Genomic DNA, 18,091 nt, shown 5'->3' with positions numbered 1-18,091 from the left:
CCGGCCCGGCCGACCGGGCCGGCCGGGCCACCACGGAAGGGCCTCACCCGCACGGGTGAGGCCCTTCCTGCTGTCTCCGCGTGCCTGAGGCGCGACGCGGCTCAGGCACGTGCGCCGGTCAGACCTCCGCCGGCGCCGCGGCCGGGGCCACCGGCGCGGTGACCGGCACGCCGGCCAGCCGCAGCAGCAGGTCGCGCACCTCCGTGGCCTCGACCCGGGCGGGCAGGTCGCCGGCCGAGCACAGCAGCACGGGCCCGTCCGCGGCGTCGTCCGGGAGCCGGCCGTGGCTCCCGCGCACCGGCGAGGGGTCGAGCGGGACGACGTCGATCCGGTAGCGCAGGCCGGCCTTCTTGCGCAGCACCGCCCCGGCCGCCCGGGCCTTGGCCCAGCGGTCCTCGGGGTCGAGGAACAGCTCAGCCGGGTCGTAGCCGGGCTTCTTGTGGATCTCCACGATGCGGGCGAAGTCGGGCGCCCGGGCGTCGTCGAGCCAGTAGTAGTAGGTGAACCAGGCGTCCGGCTCGGCGACCAGCACGAGGTCCCCGGCCCGGGGGTGGTCGAGGCCGTAGGCGGCCTGGCCCTCGCGGTCCAGCACCTCGGCCACCCCGTCGACGCCGGCGAGCAGGTCGCGCACCGCCGGCAGGTCGGCCGGGTCGTTGACGTACACGTGCGCCACCTGGTGGTCGGCCACCGCGAAGGCGCGCGAGGTCCACGGGTCGAGCAGCTCGCCGGTGCGGTTGGTGTGCACGTGGAGCAGCCCGGCGCGGCGCAGCACCCGGTTGACGTCCACGGGCCGGGCGACGTCGGTGATGCCGTACTCGCTGAGCGCGACCACCGTGGTGCCGGTGCGCCGGGCGTCGTCGAGCAGCGGCGCGAGGGCGGTGTCGACCTCCCGGGCGGCGGCGGCCGCCTGGGGCGAGGAAGGCCCGTAGCGCTGGAGGTCGTAGTCCAGGTGCGGGACGTAGACGAGGGTGAGGTCGTGCTCGGGCATGAGGCGCCGGGCCGCGGCGACGATCCACTTCGAGACGTCGATCGACGTCCCCGGCCCCCAGTACTTGAACAGCGGGAAGCGGCCCAGCTCGGCGGTCAGCTCGTCGTGCAGCTGCGGCGGCCAGGTCCAGCAGTCCGGCTCCTTGCGCCCGTCGGCGTAGTACTCCGGCCGCGGGGTGATCGTCGTGTCGGCGGTGGAGCCCATGGCGTACCACCAGAACACGTTCGCGACCCGGTAGCCGGGCCGGTGGCGCCGGATGGTCTCCCAGACCTTCTCCCCGCCGACCAGGCGGTTGTGCTGGCGCCAGAGGAAGACCTCGCCCAGCTCCCGGAAGTACCAGCCGTTGCCCACGATGCCGTGGTCGCGCGGCGGCAGCCCGGTGAGGAACGTCGACTGCGCCGAGCAGGTCACCGCGGGCAGCACGGTGCCGAGCTCGGCGCGCCCGCCGGGGCCGCCCACGCTGCGCAGGTGGGGCATGTGCTCGAGCAGCCGGGGGGTCAGCCCGACGACGTCGAGGACGAGGGTGCGGTTCACAGGACCTCCAGGTCGAGGCGGGTGAGCTGGTCCCGCGCCCAGGCCAGCTCGGCGGCGAGGCCGGCGACGAGACCGGCGTCGTCGTGCGGGCGGCGGTGGGGCGGTAGGACGGACCAGGTGTAGGTCTCCAGCTCGAGGTGGTCGGTGCGCGGGTGCTCGCCGCCGAGGAGCCTCTCGAGGGTGGCGGCGAGGACGTCGCGGGTGCTGCGCAGGGGCGGGTCGGGCTCGGCGTGCAGCGGCACGTGGAAGTGCACCCGCCAGGGCCCCTCGCCGGGCAGCGCGTCGGCGCCGGTGAGGGCGTCGGGCAGGTCGTCGCGGGCCAGCAGGCCGGCGCCGTCGAGCTCGCGCGTCTGGTGGAGGAACCGGTCCTCGACGAACCCGGCCAGGGCCTGCCGGGTGGCCGGGTCGCGCGGGTCCTCGGCGTGCAGGGCGGCGGAGACCTGCGTCTTGACGATCGGCAGCCCCACGCGGTCGAGCGCGCCGAGCGCGGCCTCCGCGTCCTCGAAGGAGGTGGCCAGGTGGCAGGTGTCCAGGCACAGCCCGAGGTGCTCGGTGTCCACGCCGGCGAGGTGCTCGACGGCGTCCGCCACGGTCTCGACGACGCAGCCCGGCTCGGGCTCGACGGCCACGCGCACGCGGCGGCCGGTCTCGGCGGCGATCTGGCCCAGCCCGGCGGCGAGCCGGTCGAGCTGGGCCGCGGCGGCGCCCGCCTGGTCGGGCGACCAGGGCTCGCGCCAGGCCAGGGGCAGGGTGCTGATGGAGCCCCGGGCGACGTCGTCGGGCAGCAGCCCGGCGAGCACGCGGGCCGCGTCGAGGGTGTAGGTCAGCCGCGCCTCGTCCGTCCAGTCCGGGTGGTACACCGCCTGCTTGACCACCGGGGCGTGGAAGTGGGCGTACGGGAAGGCGTTGAGCGTGACGACCTCGAGGCCGAGGCGGTCCAGGTCCGCCCGCAGCTCGGCCAGCTCGGCGGGGTCGCCGGCCAGGCGGGCCGCCGCCCCGGCCGGGAGCCACAGGCCCACGCCGAGGCGGTCGACGCCGAGCTCGCGGCGCACCGGGGCGGCGAAGCGGCGCAGCTGGTCGCGCAGCCCGGCGAAGTCCTCGGCCGGGTGGACGTTGGTGCAGTAGGCGAGGTGGACGATCGTGCCGTCGCGGTGGCGCAGGCGCACTACTCCGCCCCCGCCGCGACCGCCTGGCGGCCGGCGCCGGCGACGGGCTCGCCGCGCAGGATCGAGTTGCCCTCGAAGGTGGCGCCGGCCGGGCCGGCGTCGTCGATGAGCAGCCGGCCGCTCTGGCCGTAGAAGGCGACGGGGTTCTGCCACAGCACGGTGTCGACGTCGGCGTCGGTGAAGCCGGCCGCGAGCATGGCGGTGCCCGTCTTGGCGGTCTTGAGCGGGTCGCTGCGGCCCCAGTCGGCGGCGGAGTTGACCAGGACCCGGTCCAGGCCGCGCTCGCCGAGGATCCGTACCATGCGGTCCTCGTCCATCTTGGTGTCGGGGTAGATGGAGAAGCCCATCCAGCACCCGGCGTCCTCGACCATCGCCACGGTGGTCTCGTTGAGGTGGTCCACCAGGACCCGGCCCGGCTCGATGCCCACCTGGCGCACGAGCTCGAGGGTGTGCCGGGTACCGGCCGCCTTGTCGCGGTGCGGGGTGTGCACCATGACGGGCAGGTCGTGCTCGCCGGCCAGCTCGAGCTGGCGGACGAAGACGCGCTCCTCCTCGGGCGTCATGGAGTCGAAGCCCACCTCGCCGACGGCGACCACGCCGTCCTTGTCGAGGTAGCGGGGGAGGACGTCGAGCACGGGGGTGCAGCGCGGGTCGTTGGCCTCCTTGGGGTTCAGCGCGATCGTGGCGTGGTGGACGATGCCGAACTGGGCGGCGCGGAAGCGCTCCCAGCCCAGCAGGGCGTCGAAGTAGTCGATGAAGGAGCCGACGTTGGTGCGGGGCTGGCCGAGCCAGAACGCCGGCTCGACGAGGGCGCGCACGCCGGCGGCGTGCATGGCCTCGTAGTCGTCGGTGGTCCGCGAGGTCATGTGGATGTGCGGGTCGAAGATGCGCATGGTGGCTCCTCAGGGGGTCGGGGCGTGGTCGGTGAGGATGCGGGTGGCGTCGGCGGGCACCTCGCGGCCGGCGGCGCGGCGCTCCTCGGCGTAGGCGGTCACCATCCGGACGAGCTCGGCGTCGGCGCGGCGGTCGAGCCCGTCGACCGCGGCGACGGGGACCCCGACGAACAGGCACTTGAGGACGCCCTGGCGCCAGGCGTCGTCGTCGAGGTGGGCGGTGGCGTAGGCGCCCATGGCGGCGGCCACGAGGCGGGTGTCGTTGGTGCGCAGGGCGTCGCGCAGCAGGGGCAGGGCGCCGGCGCCGACGGGCAGGGCCGGCAGGGCGCGCAGCACGGCCCGCTTCTCGTCGGCGTCGCCGTCGCGGTAGAGCGCCTCGACGTCCTGGAGGATCCGGTCGGCTGCGCCGTCGCGGGCCGCGGCGAGGGCCTCGAGCAGCGCGCCGCGCACGAGGTCCTCGACCAGCGGGGTGGTCACGCCCAGCGGGTCGGACGGGTCGGTGGGCCCGCGGCCCACGAGGCGGGCGGCCGCCGGGAAGCGGCGCCGGGCGGCCGCGGGGTCGTGGCGGACCTCCTGGATGAGGTCGGTGAGCCGGCCGCGGCCCTCGTCGGTGAGGGCGGCGGCCAGCGTGGGGGCTGCGGTCATCGGAGTACCTCCGGGATGGGTGCGGGACGGGGGACGCGGTGCTCCCGGGCGCGGCCCAGGGCCGCGCGCAGCGCCTCGAGGGAGCGGCGGGCCACCAGCGGGGCGGCGTGGGAGTGGCGGGGCAGCTCGACGGCGACGAGGCCGGCGTACCCGGCGTCCTCGAGCGCGGCGAGCACGGGCGGGAGGTCGACCTCGCCCTCACCGAACTCGAGGTGCTCGTGCACGCCGCGGCGCATGTCGTCGATCTGGACGTGGGCGAGCAGGCCGGCGGCCTGGCCGACGAGGGCGGGGGGCGGGTCGGTCTCGTTGCACACGAGGTGGCCGATGTCGAGGGTGACCCGCAGGTGGTCGGGGTCGCCGAGGCGGCGGCGCAGCTCCAGGACGGCGGCCAGCCGGTCGAGGAACATGCCCGGCTCGGGCTCGACGGCGAGCACGACGCCCGCCCGCTCGGCGTGGGGCAGCACGGCCTCCAGCCCGCTCAGCACGCGCGACCAGCCCTCGGCCGCGGTGACACCGGCCGGCAGGATGCCCGACCACAGCGAGACCACGCCGGCGCCGAGGTCGGCGGCGACGTCGACGGCCCGGCGCAGCAGGTCCACCCGGACCTCCCGGCCGGTGTCGGAGACGAGCGTGGGCTCGTGCTTGTGCCACGGGTCGAGCAGGTAGCGCGCCCCGGTCTCGACGGCCACCGCCAGCCCGTGGCGCTCGAGCAGGCGGCGCACCGCGGCCACCCGTGCGGGCAGGTCCGGTGCGAAGGGGTCGAGGTGTCCGTGGTCGAGGGTGAGCGCGACGCCGTCGTAGCCCAGTCCGGCGACGACGCTGAGCGCCTCGGACAGGCGGTGGTCGGCGAAGCCGTTGGTGCCGTAGGCGAGCGTGAGGCTCATGTCAGCGCGATCCGCCGGGACGCGGCACGGGCCAGCGGGCCGAGCGCCACCAGGGCCGCGGCCGCGGGCAGGGCGCCGGCCGCCGCCGTCCAGGCCGCCTGCAGCGGCACCAGCCCGCGGATGCCCGCGCCGGTGGCGGCACGGACCTCCGGGGCGCCCGGGCGGGCGACGGCGCGGCGCTGGGCACCGCCGACCCCACCCGCGTACAGCCCGGTCAGCACCGCCGCGGCGGCCCGCGCCACCCACGGCCGGCCCGCCGAGGCGACCAGCGTGCCCGCCGCGACGGCGGCGGTGGTGGTGGCGGCCGCGGCGGCGACCCGGGGGGAGGTGCCGTGGACCTCGCCCCGGCTCAGCGCCGTCACGCCGACGGTGTGCGCGGTGACGGCCAGCGCGGCCGGGACGGCGGCGCGGGCATTGCCGGCCGCGCCGAGCAGGACGTCGAGCCCGCGGGCGGCGGCCATGACGACGGGCCCGGCCGGGGTGGGCTTGGCGAGCAGGTCGTAGGCCCACACGGTGGCCGCCAGGGCGGTCGCCGTCCGCCGGGCCGGCCGGCCGGCGAGGGCCGCCAGCCCCACGCCGGCGGCGGTGAGGCCGCCGGCCACGGCCAGCGCCGCGCGCGGGGTGATCCGGCCGGAGGGGAGGGGCCGCTCGGGCCGCTCGGCGGCGTCGAGGTCGCGGTCGGCGTAGTCGTTCAGCGCCATCCCTGCCCAGTACAGGCACACCGACGCGGCCGGCAGCGCCGCGGTGCGGGCGCCGGCCGGCCATCCGGCGGCGGCCGCGCCGGCGAGCACGTCGCCAGGCACGGTCAGCGCCGCCGGGAGCCGGACGAGCTCGGCGAGGTCGCGCGCCGTCGTCACGACAGCGACCCGAGGTGCTCGCACCACTGGGTCAGGGCGCGCCACTGGGCCGCGAGGCCGTGCTCGTAGCTGCCCAGGGGCTCCTTGAAGAAGAAGCCCAGGGCGCCCATGGCGCCCGCCTCGCCCGCCTCGTGGGCCCGGGCGAGGAGGCGGGCCAGGTCGAGCACGAGCGGCGCGGCGAGCGCGGAGTCGCACCCCTGCCAGGTGAACTGCATGCTCATCCGGGTGCCGAGGAAGCCCTCGAAGGAGATGTGGTCCCAGGCGGTCTTCCAGTCCCCGAGGTCCTCGACGTAGTCGATGTGGAGCGGGCCGTCGACCGGGTGGCCGAGCATGGCCTGGAGCCCCATCGCCTTGGTGGCGGTCTTGCTCGCCGCGGCGTGCGGGTCGGCGAGGGTGTTCCCGTCGCCGCCGCCGAGGAGGTTGTAGGAGGCCCAGGACCGGACCGTCAGGGCGCGGGTGGCGAACATCGGCGCGAGGACGGACTTCAGCAGCGTCTCGCCGGTCTTGCCGTCCCGCCCGGCCCAGGGCAGGCCCTGCTCCTTCGCGAGCTCGGCCAGCGCGCCAAGGTGGGGACCGGTGCTCGGGGTGAACTCGGCCAGAGGGCAGCCGGCCCGGAAGGCCGCGTAGGCGTACAGCGAGCTCGGCGGCAGGGGCGAGCCTCCGGCGTCGAGGGCGCGCTCCAGCTCGGCGAGGTGCTCGAGCGCGGGGGAGGGCTCCACCGGGGGCTCGGTGCTCGAGACGTCCACCACCACGACCCGGTCCAGGCCGTGCTCGGTCCGGAAGCCCTCGAGGTCGGCGCTCAGCCGCGCGGCGACGTCGCGCTGCGGCTCGCCGTCGGCGCGGGCGCCCGAGCGGATCCGGCCGTCCACCTCGGCGAGCTCGTCCGCGAGGGAGCGGGCAAGGTCGAGCGGCACGACGCCGCCGCGAGCCAGCGTCAGCGCCCGCTCGGGCAGCGGCTCGGTCGCCACGTCGTGGCCGGCGAAGACGAGGGACTCGACGCCGGGCAGCCCGGCCGCCGCGACCTCGGGCAGCTCGGAGACGAGACCGGTGCGCGGAGCCAGGCCCTTGCGGGCGGCGAGCGCCCCGAGCGTGGCGGTCGTCGCCACGGACCCTCGGGCGCCGACGAACCACACCCCGGTCCGGGCGGAATCGTTGTCGGTGGCAGCAGCAGGCATCGTTACCTCGTATTTCTCACCGGGCGCCGCCGTGGCGCTCCTCGGATTTCCCGAGGCTAGCGTCCCGTGCCGGGTTCCGGAAATGTTTCTCGGAGTGTGTCCGTCTCCTTCCCAATTGCGCCGCGGTCGGGAAGAATGACGCGGATGATTGCCCCTGCCCGCCTTTCCGGCGACCGGCACCCGGTGAGGAGGAGGTCCGCCATGGCGCCACCGACGCCCGCCCCCGCCGTCGCGCGGGGGGCCGGGTCGACGATCGCCCGCGAGCGCGTCCGCGCGGTGCTCGCCGACGTCCTGGCCGAGGCGCGGGCGGAGGCGGCCGGCACGGGCGACGAGGACTACCGGCTCGTGTGGGACGAGCTCGCCCGGACCGCGCTGGGCGGCAAGGGGTTCCGCGGCACGCTGGTCGTGCGCACCCACGACGCCCTCGGCGGCCGTGAGCCCGACGCGGCCGACCGGGTCGGGGCCGCGCTGGAGCTGGTGCACACGGCCTTCCTGGTCCACGACGACCTCATCGACCGTGACTTCCGGCGCCGCGGCGCGCCGAACCTCATGGGCACCGTGCTCGCCGCCGCCACGGCCCGGGGCCTGCCCCCCGCCGCGGCCACCCGCCTGGCGGAGGCCGCCGCGGTGCTGGCCGGCGACCTCGCGCTCGGGCTGGCCCACCGCCTGGTCGCCCTCGCCGCGCCGGCCGCCGCCCACAGCGCCCTGCAGGACCTCCTCTCCCGCACGCTCGCGGTGAGCGTGCGCGGCGAGCTGGCCGACGTCCGCGACGGGCTGCCCGGCAGTACCCCCACCGTCGACGGCGCCCTCGAGACCGCGGCCGCGAAGACGGCGATGTACTCCTTCCGCGCGCCGCTGGCCGCCGGCGCGCTGCTCGTCGGCGCCCCCGCCGAGACCCGGGCCCGCCTGGACGAGGCCGGCCGGCGCCTGGGCGTGGCCTTCCAGCTCGTCGACGACCTGTGCGGGGTCTTCGCCCCGGACGAGGTCACCGGCAAGAGCCGGCTGTCGGACCTGCGCGAGGGCACGGCCACCGTGCTCATGCTCCTGGCCCGCCAGACGCCCCGGTGGCAGCGGATCGACACCTATTTGCGCCGGGAGCTGACCGACGAGGCCGCGGCCGGGGTGCGCGGCGAGCTCGCCGCGTCCGGCGCGCCGCAGCAGGTCGCCGGCCTCGTGCGCGCCGAGCTCGACGCGGTCGGGGCGCTGGTCCCGGACCTCCCGCCGGCCGCGGCGCGGCTGCTGGGGGAGCTGACCGCCACGGTCAGCGCCGCCGTCGAGGAGGCCGAGCGGCACGTGCGCGCCGCCGGCTGAGGCGACGCACCTTTCGTGGCGGCGCCGCGGGCGTGCGCTTCGCGACTCCTGGTCGGCGCACGCCTACCGTGACACCGAGCCCCGGCGTTGCCACCCGCCCTGCCGGGGCCCGGCATCCGCTGAGCGGTCCCGCCCCGGGGTATGCGGCCGTCAGTCTCGTGAGTGCCGTCTGGCTGCGCCGACAATCGCGAGGCTCGCCATTTCTGTACCGGTCTCATCGACGCCTTCGAAATGCCGAAAGAACGGCAGGGCAAAGCCGCCCCCCTGGCAATTGACAAAAGGACCGCGATGAAACTCTGCGCTGCTTGCAGGAATGCAAGAGTGGAAAGTCTCGTGCGGGAAACGAGCGGGGCGCGAGAGTGCCCGGCCGACCTGGCCGGCCGGGCAGCCGAGCCCAGTGAATGAGGGGAGTGCAGGACTACCTCAGGCGCCGTCCCCTTCCACGTGCGGGCGCAGGCTCTCCACGAGCCCGACCAGCTCGTCCCGGGCCGTGGCGTCCGCGCGGCCCGCGGCGGCCTTGGCCTGGTCGAGCTTGTGGGAGGCCCTGTCGAACCGGCCGTCGCCCGCGAACTCCTCGGCCTTGTCGTGAAACCACGGTGCTCCCTCGTCTGGCGTGAACGGATGTCCTGCGTCAGGTGTGGTCGTGGCTGCCCCCTTCTGGCGTCGCGACGGTGAGATGCGGTCAGGCATCACGTCCCGAGGGGCGGAGGGGGGACCGGACCCGGGAGGAACTACGTGGTGCTGACCTGTCGAGCGCCCCGCGACACAGCGCGACGCCTGGGGTCGAGACTATGGCTGCTTTTGTCCATCGTCAAGCAAAAGTCGCGCGGCGTGAGGTCGCATCTGTCGTGGGATCTGCCCTGGCCTGCGGCTCGGTCGATCAAAGCCAGGGCGACGCGGCCCGGGGAACGGTGGGAGGACGTGCTGACGGCGTGAACTCGTCGGTGGGTGGTGCGCTCGTCCTCCCGGGAGCGCGAGCTCACCGCTAACCCACGAGTCCACCGGGAAGACGGGGGACGGGGGGTGCGTCGGCGGGCGGGCGGTCAGCCCAGGCGCTCGGCGACGTAGTCCACGCAGGCGGTCAGTGCGCGCACGTCCGCGGGGTCGACGGCGGGGAACATCCCCACGCGCAGCTGGTTGCGGCCGAGTTTGCGGTACGGCTCGACGTCGACGACGCCGTTGGCGCGCAGGGTGGCCGCCAGCGCCGCGGCGTCGACCGTCTCGGCGACGTCGATGGTGCCGACCACGGGGGAACGGTGCGCGGGGTCGGTGACGAAGGGGGTGGTGACCGGGTTGGCCTCGGCCCAGTCGTAGAGGATCCGGGACGACTCGGCGGTGCGCGCGGCGGCCCAGGGAAGGCCGCCGCTCTCGTTGAGCCAGTCCACCTGCTCGGCCAGCAGCACCAGCGTGGCGATGGCCGGGGTGTTCAGGGTCTGGTCCTTGCGGGAGTTGTCCACCGCCAGCTGGAGGTTGAGGAAGTCCGGCACCCACCGCGCCGCGGTGAGCTCTTCCACCCGCGCCAGGGCGGCGGGGGAGAGGACGGCGAGCCATAGCCCGCCGTCGGCGGCGAAGTTCTTCTGCGGGGCGAAGTAGTAGACGTCGGTCTGTGCGAGGTCCACGGCCACCCCGCCCGCGGCGGAGGTGGCGTCCACCACGGTCAGCGCGTCCTCCCCGGGCACCCGCTCCACCGGCGAGAGTACCCCGGTGGAGGTCTCGTTCTGGGGGTAGGCGTAGACGTCGACACCGTCGGCGGGCTTGCACCGCGCCAGCGTGCCGGCGGCGGCCGTGCGGATGTCCGACGCAGCGAGGAAGGGCGCCCGGTCGGTGGCGGTGGCGAACTTGTGCCCGAACTCGCCGAAGTCGGCGTGCTGGGCGCGCTCGCGGACAAGGGAGAACGTCGCCGCGTCCCAGAACGCGGTGGACCCGCCGTTGCCCAGCACCACCTCGTACCCCTCCGGCGCCCCGAGCAGGGCGGCGACGCCCTCGCGGACCCGGCGCACGAGCGAGCGGACCGGGGCCTGGCGGTGGGAGGTGCCGAGCAGGGTGGTGCCCAGTGCGGCGAGCATGTCCACCTGGGCGGGGCGGACCTTGCTCGGCCCGCAGCCGAACCGGCCGTCGGCGGGGAGGAGGTCGGTGGGGATGGTGACGGTCTCCATGGGGCGGATCATCCCATCGGCGCCGCGCGGGGCCGTCGCGGTGTCCACGTTGGTGCCGGCGCCCCGGTTCGGCGCACCGCCGGGACGAGCCCGACGCCGCGCCGGCTCCGTCGGCCGCCGCGGTGCCGACTGAGCCGAACGTCCCACGCCGGACGCCGGACGAACCGGATGATTGGTGCGACCGCAGACGACCGATTCCCGGAGCCCGTTGTGACCACCTCGAACCTCGCGCCGGAGGCCGTCGCGCTCGACGACGCCGCGGTGGCCCCGGCCGCGCGGCGCCTGGTGCGGCGCCCGTTCGCCGTCATGCTGGCCTCGTCGCTGCTGAGCCTGGTCGCCTCCTTCGTGCTCTCGGTCGACGCCGTCCGGCTGGCCGCCAACCCGGACGTGGCGCTGAGCTGCAACATCAACGCCGCCATCTCATGCGGGAAGGTCGCCGTCGCGTGGCAGGCGAGCCTGTTCGGCTTCCCCAACGCCTTCCTCGGGCTGGTGACCGAGCCGGTGGTCATCACCATCGCCGTCGCCGCCCTGGCCGGTGTGCGGTTCCCGCGCTGGTTCATGCTGGCCGCGCAGGCGGTCTATCTCCTCGGGCTGGTCTTCGCCTACTGGCTGTTCACCCAGTCCTACTTCGTCATCGGTGCGCTGTGCCCGTGGTGCCTGCTGGTGACCGCCTCGACCACGACGGTGTTCACCAGCCTGCTGCGGGTCAACCTCCTGCAGAACAACTTCGGCCTGCGCCCGCGGGTGTACGAGCGGGCCGCCTCGCTGCTGCGCACCGGCGTCGACTACGCCGTCGTCGCCGTGATCTTCGTGCTGCTCACCGCGGCGATCGTGGTGAAGTACCAGCACGAGCTGTTCGGCTGACCTCCCCCGCCTCCCGCCCTCCCGCCCTCCCGCCCTCCCCGCGAGACGTCAAGTAGTGCACGCGGTCCCCGGTGCACAACTTGACGTCTCGCGACGGACTTGACGTCTCGCCGGAGGGTGCGGTTCAGCCGCGCCGCGCCCGCTGGACCTCGAGCACGTGGGCCGACCAGCCCGCCGTGCGCCCGCACACGTACAGCGCGCCGTGCAGCGGGGCCGGCACGCCGACGGAGTCGAGCAGGACCGCCCCCCAGAACAGCGCCCCGGCGCGCGGCTGACCGTCCGGGCCGCCGTCGCCCGCGCGCAGCGCGTCCTCGCCGGCCGCGACGACGGCGTCGGCGACCTCCAGCCGCCCGGCGCCGAGCCGCGCGCACGCCTCGCGCAGCAGCTGCCCGCGGGCGTGCTCGGGCAGGTGCGGGTCGCCGAAGCCGGGCAGCGCGCCGTGCCGGGCGATGTGCTCGGCGACGACGGCGGCGACGTCGCCGCCGCGCTCGGCCCGCTGGACCAGCGCCAGCGCCCGCGCGCCGGCCCCGCCGCTGCTCGGCCCGCTGGCCACGGCCACGGCCGCGGCCAGGCAGGATGCGGCGTCCGCGCCCTCCTCCGCCGCCAGGCGGGCAGTGCGGGTCGACGGCGACAGGCCATTCTCCGCCAGGGCCAGCCAGTAGGTGTTCAGCGCCTGGACGGCGAGCGGGTCGGCCTCGCCGCGCCAGCGGACGAGGAAGCGCTCGGTGATCGTGGCGGCGAGGTCCACCTCGCGCTGGGGCACGGCGGGCACGTCCTCGCCCCGGGCCGACTGGGCCACGAAGCTCAGCGCCATGACGGACGCGCGCGCGAGGTCCTCGCGGGCCTGCCGCGCGTCGACCTCGCCCAGCGGCCGGTACGCCCATACCGGGGTGAGCTGGGCCAGCGCCGACATCACGTCGACCCGGACGTCGCCGGTGCGCACCGGCAGGTTGAACGGCTCCGCCGGCGGCAGGCCCGGGGTGGGCGCGCCGTCGACGAGCAAGCCCCAGACCCGCTCGAAGGGGGTGCCCAGCAGGCGCGGGAGCGGGTGGCCGCGGTAGACCGGGGTGCCGGTGCCCGGTTCGAAGGCCGAGATCGCCGGCTCCGGAGCCCCCGTCTGGTCGGCAGGTGTGGTGAACATCTCGGGCAGGATAGGGCGCGGTGGCGTCCGGCGAGGAATCCCTCCGACGACCGGGCACCGCCCCCCTCCGTCACCGGCGACGGGCCTCGGGGTGGCCGGGGCGGCGGCGAGGGGGCCACGGCAGCGGCGAGTCTGCCGAGATGTGGGCGATTCTCCCTATCCTGAGCCCAGAAGGGTGCACGCCGGCCGGATGGCGGGCGCCGGCCGGGGCCACGTACGAAGGAGCGGCGGACGCGTGAGCGACCTGATCGACACCACCGAGATGTATCTCAAGACGGTCTACGAGCTCGAGGAGGAGGGCGTCGTCCCGCTGCGCGCCCGCATCGCCGAGCGACTCGGCCACTCCGGGCCGACCGTCTCCCAGACCGTGGCGCGGATGGAGCGCGACGGGCTCCTGGTGCTCACGGGCAGCCGACAGCTGCGCCTGACCGACGAGGGGCGCGCGCGGGCCACGATGGTCATGCGCAAGCACCGCCTCGCCGAGCGGCTGCTCACCGACGTCGTCGGCCTGGAGTGGCCCTTCGTGCACGAGGAGGCCTGCCGCTGGGAGCACGTCATGAGCGAGCGCGTCGAGCGCCGCCTCGTCGAGCTGCTCGGCCACCCCCACGTGGACCCCTACGGCAACCCCATCCCCGGGCTCGACCAGCTGGGCGAGCAGGGCGCGGCGGCGACGCACCCCGAGGTGCGCTCGCTGGCCGACGTCGCCGCGGAGACCGTGCCCGCCGGGCTCGGGGTCACCCCCGGGGCGGGGCGGCCGATCGTGCACGCGGCCGTGACCGGCGCCGCCGTGCCGCACGCCGCCCCCGCCGCGGTGCCCGGGCAGGCGGTCGACGCGTCCGAGGGGGCCTTCACCGTCGAGCTCGCCCGCATCGGCGAGCCGCTCCAGGTCGACGTCGAGCTGCTCGGCCGCATGGCCGAGGCCGGGCTCCGGCCGGGGCTGCGGGTCGAGGTCACGGTGCACCCGGACGAGATGATCTCGCTGCACGCGCCGGGCTCGGACGTCGTGCTGGACCTGCCCGAGGACATCGCGCGCCACCTGTTCGTGGCGATCTGACCCCCGCCTAAGGGGCGCGCTGATCCCCGCCTGAGCGTCACGCTGCCCCCCGCGTGAGCGTCCCGGGCCGTCCGCCGGGCCGGCGGCGCGGCGGCGAGCCGCGCCCCGGGCCCTGTCATGCGCCCGGCGGGGCGGGTCCGGCGCGCAACGGTGGGCGCCGGAGACGCGGCTGCGGACCGGAGCCGTCCCCGCGGCCAGGTCGCACGCGGCCTGCCCGTCCACTACCCCCGGTCACGCTTGCCGAGCAGCGGCCGGGAAGGTCCGGATCCTCCGGACGGCACCCGAGCGTGACGCGTCCCACAAGTTCCGGACTTCTGGGCCCCGGCCGTGCTGCAGCCCGTATCGTGGGTTCCGCCCCGGCGTGCGCTGCTGACCTGGGGCATCGCCAGGCCGCAGAACGACGACGCCAGCGGCCGAAAGCCTCGGGGATCCGTGACCTCTCCCACGGTCCGTTATCAAAACGTGACAATCGGGTTCTCGGCACGTAGTGTCTCTATCGCTTTGCGGAATCCCTCCCCGTAAAGCCTCTGGACGAACACCGAGCCCTGCCGCCGTCCGGAGCCGTTCGACTACGCACCGCGGCAGGGGCGGGGGAACCACATCCGGTCCTGGCTCCGGCCAGGGCCTTGGGGTGAAGCGCGGCCCACGGGGCGCGCCGGGTGAACTCCACACCCGAACCCGACAGCTCACCCCGCAGGCTTCCAGGAGAGGTAGTTCGTGACCATCAGCACCACTGACGCGAAGCACCGCGCGGCGCGTCGCCCCAGCACCCCCCTGACCAACCTCACCGTCGGCACGCGCCGCGGCCTGGCTGCCATCGCGGCGTCCGGCCTGGTGCTCACCGCCGCGGCCACCGGGGCCACCGCCGCGCCGAGCGACGCCGACACGGTCGCCGCCCCCCAGGCCGACGTCGCCGCCGCCCAGAAGGCTGCCGCCGTCGTCACCACGCCGACGGTCACCGTGCCGGCCGACGTCACGTGGAGCGTCGAGACTGACACCGTCACGGCGCAGGCCACCCCGGCCCCCAAGCCGAAGCCCGCCCCGGCCCCGGCCGCCGCGGCCCAGGTCGCCGCGACCCCCGCCGTGGACCGCGCGGCGCCCGCCGCCTCGCGCAGCGCGGACCGCCCGGCGCTCGCCGCTGCCGAGCAGCAGGCCGCTCCGCAGCTGGCCTCCGCCTCGGCGAGCGCGGTCATCAACTACGCCCGCCAGTTCATCGGCACCCCGTACGTGTACGGCGGCTCCACCCCGGCCGGCTTCGACTGCTCCGGCTTCACCCAGTACGTGTTCGCCAAGTTCGGCGTGAACCTGCCGCGCAGCTCCGGGGCCCAGGCCGGCGCCGGCAAGCAGGTCTCCGCCGCCCAGGCCCAGCCCGGCGACCTCGTCGTCTGGCCCGGCCACGTCGGCATCTACACCGGCAACGGCAACCACATCGCGGCTCGCAACCCGGGCACCCCCCTGGCCGAGACCCCGATCTACAAGGCGAACCCGACCTACATCCGCGTGCTCTGACCCTCGCGCGCACCGAGCGGCCCGTCCCCGTCACCCGGGGGCGGGCCGCCGCCGTCTGCGGGGGCGAACGGTGCGCCGGGCTCCCCGCCGATCGGAGGGGCCGCACCGCCCAGCGAATTCGGACAGTTACCGCGGGTCCCGGTTCGCGACCCCCTCGATAGCGGCACAATGAGGTCAACGGATGACCAACCAACGGAAGGGGCGGGTCATGGCGAACGAGAAGGTGATCGTCGTCGGGGTCGACGGCTCGGAGGCGAGCCTCGCCGCCGTCGACTGGGCGGTGGCGGAGGCGAAGCAGGCGGGCATGCGCCTGCACGTCGTGTGCGCCTACGCCCTGCCCTCCTTCACCGCGGCCTCGCTCGACGGCGGCTACGCCGCGATGGACGACACCGCGATCCAGCAGGGCGCCCAGGCGGTGATCGACGAGGCGGTCGCCCGCGTGGGCGAGGCCGACGTCGTCGTCACCTCGGCCCTGGAGACCGGCGACCCGGCCGGCGTCCTCGTCGACCTGTCCCGGGAGGCGGCCCTCATCGCCGTCGGCACCCGCGGCGGCGGCGGCTTCACCGACCGCCTGCTGGGCACCGTCTCCTCCGCGTTGCCCGCGCACGCGCACTGCCCGGTCGTGGTCGTCCCCGTGCGCGAGGGCCGCAGCTACATGCCGGTCCGGCGCATCGTCGTCGGCGTCGACGGCTCGGAGTCGGCGCGGGTGGCGCTGCGCCGCGCCGTCGACGAGGCCGCGGTGTGGGACGCCGAGCTCACCGCCGTCGCCGCCGTCCCGATCGCCACCGGCGCCGGCGCGATGGCCTGGCTGCCGGCCACCGTGGACCGCGAGGAGGTGCTCGCCGACGTCCGCGAGGGGCTCGGGGTGGCCGTGGCGGGCGCGGTGGGGGACCGCCCGGTGCGGGTGCGCCAGCACGCCCTGGACGGCAACGCCGCGGCGCTCATGGCCGAGTTCTCCACCGCCGTCGAGCTGATCGTCGTGGGCACCCGCGGCCGCGGCGGCTTCGCCGGGCTGCTGCTGGGCTCGACCAGCCAGGCCGTGCTGCACCACGCCGCCTCGCCGGTCATGGTCGTGCCCAGCCGCGTCAAGGACGAGGGCCGCTCGCCGTCCGACGTGCCCTGGACCGCGTAGCCGGGCCGGACGGGCCGAGACGAGCGAGAGAGAGGGTGCGGCGGGTGGGACAACCCGCCGCACCCTCCCTGTGCGCGTGCCGCCGACCACGATCGGCACGCCCCCAGGGCGCACGGGTGCGCATGGTCGCTGCGGGCGGCAGGCGGGGCCGTTGCCGAGCCCTGCCCGATGAGATCCCGCTGGGCAGTATCCAATCGTGCCGCACGTCCGGGCGCACACGGAACGCCGGGAACGTTCGCGGGCGGCAGCCGGAACGCCCTTCCGGTCGCAGCCGGAACGCCCTCCGGGTCGCAGCCAGATGGCCACTCTGGTCACGGCACGGGGCCGGACCGGCGGCCGGTGGGCGAACGCAGGTCCGCCTGGCGGCGCTACCGCGCCGCGTCGTCGGCCTCCTCGCGCAGCACGTCGCTGAGCGTGTCGAGGGCCAGGTGCAGGTCGTCGCCGGAGATCGTCAGCGGCGGGGCCAGCCGGATGGTGGCCCCGTGCGTCTCCTTGACGAGGATGCCGCGGGCGACCAGCCGCTCGCAGGTGCCCCGCCCGGTCAGCCCGAGCGCCGGCTCGACGTCGAGCCCGGCCCACAGCCCGACCGTGCGCCCGGCCGCCAGCAGCCCGCGCGCCACGAGCTCGTCCACCCGCTCGCGCAGCTCGGCGCCCAGCGCCGCCGCTCGCGCCTGCAGGTCGCCCGGCGCGAGCAGGTCGACCACCGCCAGGCCGACGGCGCAGGCCAGGGAGTTGCCGCCGAAGGTCGACCCGTGCGTGCCCGGGGTCAGGACGCCCAGCACGTCACGCCGCCCGACCACGGCGGAGACGGGCAGGATGCCGCCGCCGAGCGCCTTGCCGAGGGCGATGAGGTCCCCGCGCACCCCGGCGAGGTCCTGGGCGAGGGTCGTCCCGGTCCGGCCGAGCCCTGACTGGACCTCGTCGAGCACGAGCAGCACGTCGGCCGCCGTGCACAGGTTGCGCAGCCGGGGCAGGTAGTCCGCCGGCGGGATGACGACGCCGGCCTCGCCCTGGATCGGCTCGACGAGCACCGCCACGGTCGTCTCGTCCACCGCGGCGGCGACGGCGTCGACGTCGCCGTAGGGGACGATCCGGAAGCCGGGCGTGTACGGCCCGAAGCCGTCGCGGGCCTCGGGGTCCGAGCTCATCGAGACCATCGTGGTGGTCCGCCCGTGGAACGCGCCCTCGGCGACGACGATGGTGGCCCGGCCGTCCGGCACGCCCTTGACGTCGTAGCCCCACTTGCGGGCGGCCTTGACCGCCGTCTCCACCGCCTCGGCGCCGGTGTTCATCGGCAGCAGCATCTCGGTGCCGGTCAGCCGCGTCACCGCCTCGGCGAAGGGCTCGAGCAGCTCGTGGTCGAAGGCCCGGGAGGTGAGCGTGATCCTCCCCAGCTGGGCGGTGGCCGCGGCCACCAGGGCGGGGTGGCGGTGACCGAAGTTGAGCGCGGAGTAGCCCGCGAGGCAGTCGAGGAAGCGGCGGCCGCGCACGTCGGTGACCCACGAGCCCTCGCCGGCGGCGAGCACCACGTCCAGGGGGTGGTAGTTGTGGGCGAGCGCGCTGGGCGCGAGCGCCGGCGCCACCGCCCCGGGGCCGTCGGCCGACGGCGGGGCGGTGCCCGTCCCGGACGACGCGTTGGTGCCGGTGCGAACCTGCCCGTCGTGGAGCACGTGGCCTCCCTGGTCTCATGACGGACGGTAGAGCAGGCGCCGACCCGGCGGAAGGGGATTGGTGAGGCCGCCCACATCCGGATGCCCTCCCCTTTCCGGAACCGGTCGTCTG

The 18,091-nt window shown here is 75.9% G+C and carries 16 protein-coding genes and 1 riboswitch; of the genes, 5 read left to right on the top strand and 11 right to left on the bottom strand.

Features of this window, described 5'->3' with window-relative positions:
• Positions 1–118: 118 nt before the first annotated feature.
• Genes GD970_RS10170 through GD970_RS10140 form a run of 7 tightly spaced genes read right to left on the bottom strand, consistent with a single transcriptional unit; the run spans position 119 to position 7,142 of the window.
• Positions 119–1,522 carry an alkaline phosphatase family protein gene (locus tag GD970_RS10170; protein ID WP_152202773.1) on the bottom strand — a complete coding sequence of 468 codons (1,404 nt, stop codon included), beginning with the start codon at positions 1,520–1,522 and terminating at the stop codon, positions 119–121.
• A complete protein-coding gene (gene eboE / locus GD970_RS10165; protein WP_152202772.1) occupies positions 1,519–2,688 on the bottom strand; it encodes a metabolite traffic protein EboE in 1,170 nt (389 codons plus the stop codon). Before eboE ends, GD970_RS10170 begins: the two co-directional genes overlap by 4 nt.
• A complete protein-coding gene (locus tag GD970_RS10160; RefSeq protein WP_152202771.1) occupies positions 2,688–3,581 on the bottom strand; it encodes a TatD family hydrolase in 894 nt (297 codons plus the stop codon). The genes eboE and GD970_RS10160 overlap by 1 nt, the downstream gene beginning before the upstream one ends.
• Before the next feature lie 9 nt (positions 3,582–3,590).
• The gene (locus GD970_RS10155; RefSeq protein ID WP_152202770.1) at positions 3,591–4,226 is read right to left on the bottom strand and encodes an EboA domain-containing protein; all 636 of its coding nucleotides are present in this window, start codon (positions 4,224–4,226) and stop codon (positions 3,591–3,593) included.
• Complete coding sequence (locus tag GD970_RS10150; RefSeq protein ID WP_152202769.1) at positions 4,223–5,110, bottom strand: sugar phosphate isomerase/epimerase family protein; 888 nt, start codon at positions 5,108–5,110, stop codon at positions 4,223–4,225. The genes GD970_RS10155 and GD970_RS10150 overlap by 4 nt, the downstream gene beginning before the upstream one ends.
• Positions 5,107–5,967, bottom strand: a complete 861-nt coding sequence (locus GD970_RS10145) for an SCO3242 family prenyltransferase (RefSeq protein ID WP_152202768.1) — start codon at positions 5,965–5,967, stop codon at positions 5,107–5,109. Before GD970_RS10145 ends, GD970_RS10150 begins: the two co-directional genes overlap by 4 nt.
• The gene (locus tag GD970_RS10140; protein WP_152202767.1) at positions 5,964–7,142 is read right to left on the bottom strand and encodes an inositol-3-phosphate synthase; all 1,179 of its coding nucleotides are present in this window, start codon (positions 7,140–7,142) and stop codon (positions 5,964–5,966) included. Before GD970_RS10140 ends, GD970_RS10145 begins: the two co-directional genes overlap by 4 nt.
• 201 nt (positions 7,143–7,343) lie before the next feature.
• On the opposite strand from GD970_RS10140, the gene GD970_RS10135 reads away from it, so the two are divergent.
• Positions 7,344–8,453, top strand: a complete 1,110-nt coding sequence (locus GD970_RS10135; protein WP_170297336.1) for a polyprenyl synthetase family protein — start codon at positions 7,344–7,346, stop codon at positions 8,451–8,453.
• Between the two features lie 423 nt (positions 8,454–8,876).
• Here GD970_RS10135 and GD970_RS10130 read toward each other — a convergent pair whose 3' ends face one another.
• Together GD970_RS10130 and serC are read right to left on the bottom strand one after the other, a co-directional pair.
• Positions 8,877–9,143 (bottom strand): hypothetical protein, encoded by a 267-nt coding sequence (locus tag GD970_RS10130; RefSeq protein WP_152202765.1) that lies wholly within the window; start codon positions 9,141–9,143, stop codon positions 8,877–8,879.
• A 353-nt stretch (positions 9,144–9,496) separates the two neighbouring features.
• The gene (gene serC, locus GD970_RS10125) at positions 9,497–10,609 is read right to left on the bottom strand and encodes a phosphoserine transaminase (RefSeq protein ID WP_152202764.1); all 1,113 of its coding nucleotides are present in this window, start codon (positions 10,607–10,609) and stop codon (positions 9,497–9,499) included.
• Positions 10,610–10,819: 210 nt separating this feature from the next.
• Between serC and GD970_RS10120 the strand changes: the two genes are divergently transcribed.
• Entirely contained in the window at positions 10,820–11,473 is a 654-nt protein-coding gene (locus tag GD970_RS10120; RefSeq protein ID WP_226925267.1) for a vitamin K epoxide reductase family protein, read from the top strand.
• Between the two features lie 124 nt (positions 11,474–11,597).
• On the opposite strand, the gene GD970_RS10115 is transcribed toward GD970_RS10120, so the two are convergent.
• On the bottom strand, positions 11,598–12,614 hold the full coding sequence (locus tag GD970_RS10115; RefSeq protein WP_152202762.1) for a citrate/2-methylcitrate synthase: 1,017 nt from the start codon (positions 12,612–12,614) through the stop codon (positions 11,598–11,600).
• A gap of 235 nt (positions 12,615–12,849) precedes the next feature.
• On the opposite strand from GD970_RS10115, the gene GD970_RS10110 reads away from it, so the two are divergent.
• The 3 genes from GD970_RS10110 to GD970_RS10100 all read left to right on the top strand — a co-directional run bounded on the left by GD970_RS10110 (position 12,850) and on the right by GD970_RS10100 (position 16,309).
• Entirely contained in the window at positions 12,850–13,668 is an 819-nt protein-coding gene (locus GD970_RS10110) for a metal-dependent transcriptional regulator (RefSeq protein WP_152202761.1), read from the top strand.
• A 564-nt stretch (positions 13,669–14,232) separates the two neighbouring features.
• A riboswitch (cyclic di-AMP (ydaO/yuaA leader) is annotated at positions 14,233–14,383 on the top strand.
• A gap of 2 nt (positions 14,384–14,385) precedes the next feature.
• Positions 14,386–15,177: a C40 family peptidase gene (locus tag GD970_RS10105; protein ID WP_152202760.1), complete on the top strand. Its 792-nt coding sequence runs from the start codon at positions 14,386–14,388 to the stop codon at positions 15,175–15,177.
• Positions 15,178–15,385: 208 nt separating this feature from the next.
• Positions 15,386–16,309 (top strand): universal stress protein, encoded by a 924-nt coding sequence (locus tag GD970_RS10100; RefSeq protein WP_152202813.1) that lies wholly within the window; start codon positions 15,386–15,388, stop codon positions 16,307–16,309.
• A gap of 368 nt (positions 16,310–16,677) precedes the next feature.
• Here the strand turns inward: GD970_RS10100 and rocD are convergent, their stop codons facing one another.
• Complete coding sequence (rocD, locus tag GD970_RS10095) at positions 16,678–17,892, bottom strand: ornithine--oxo-acid transaminase (RefSeq protein ID WP_152202812.1); 1,215 nt, start codon at positions 17,890–17,892, stop codon at positions 16,678–16,680.
• Positions 17,893–18,091 lie beyond the last annotated feature (199 nt).

This window comes from Georgenia thermotolerans, assembly GCF_009193185.1.
In the GTDB taxonomy this organism is placed as follows: Bacteria; Actinomycetota; Actinomycetes; order Actinomycetales; family Actinomycetaceae; genus Georgenia; species Georgenia thermotolerans.
Note: the sequence above shows the minus strand (reverse complement) of the source record. Positions and strands in the feature narration are given on the sequence as shown.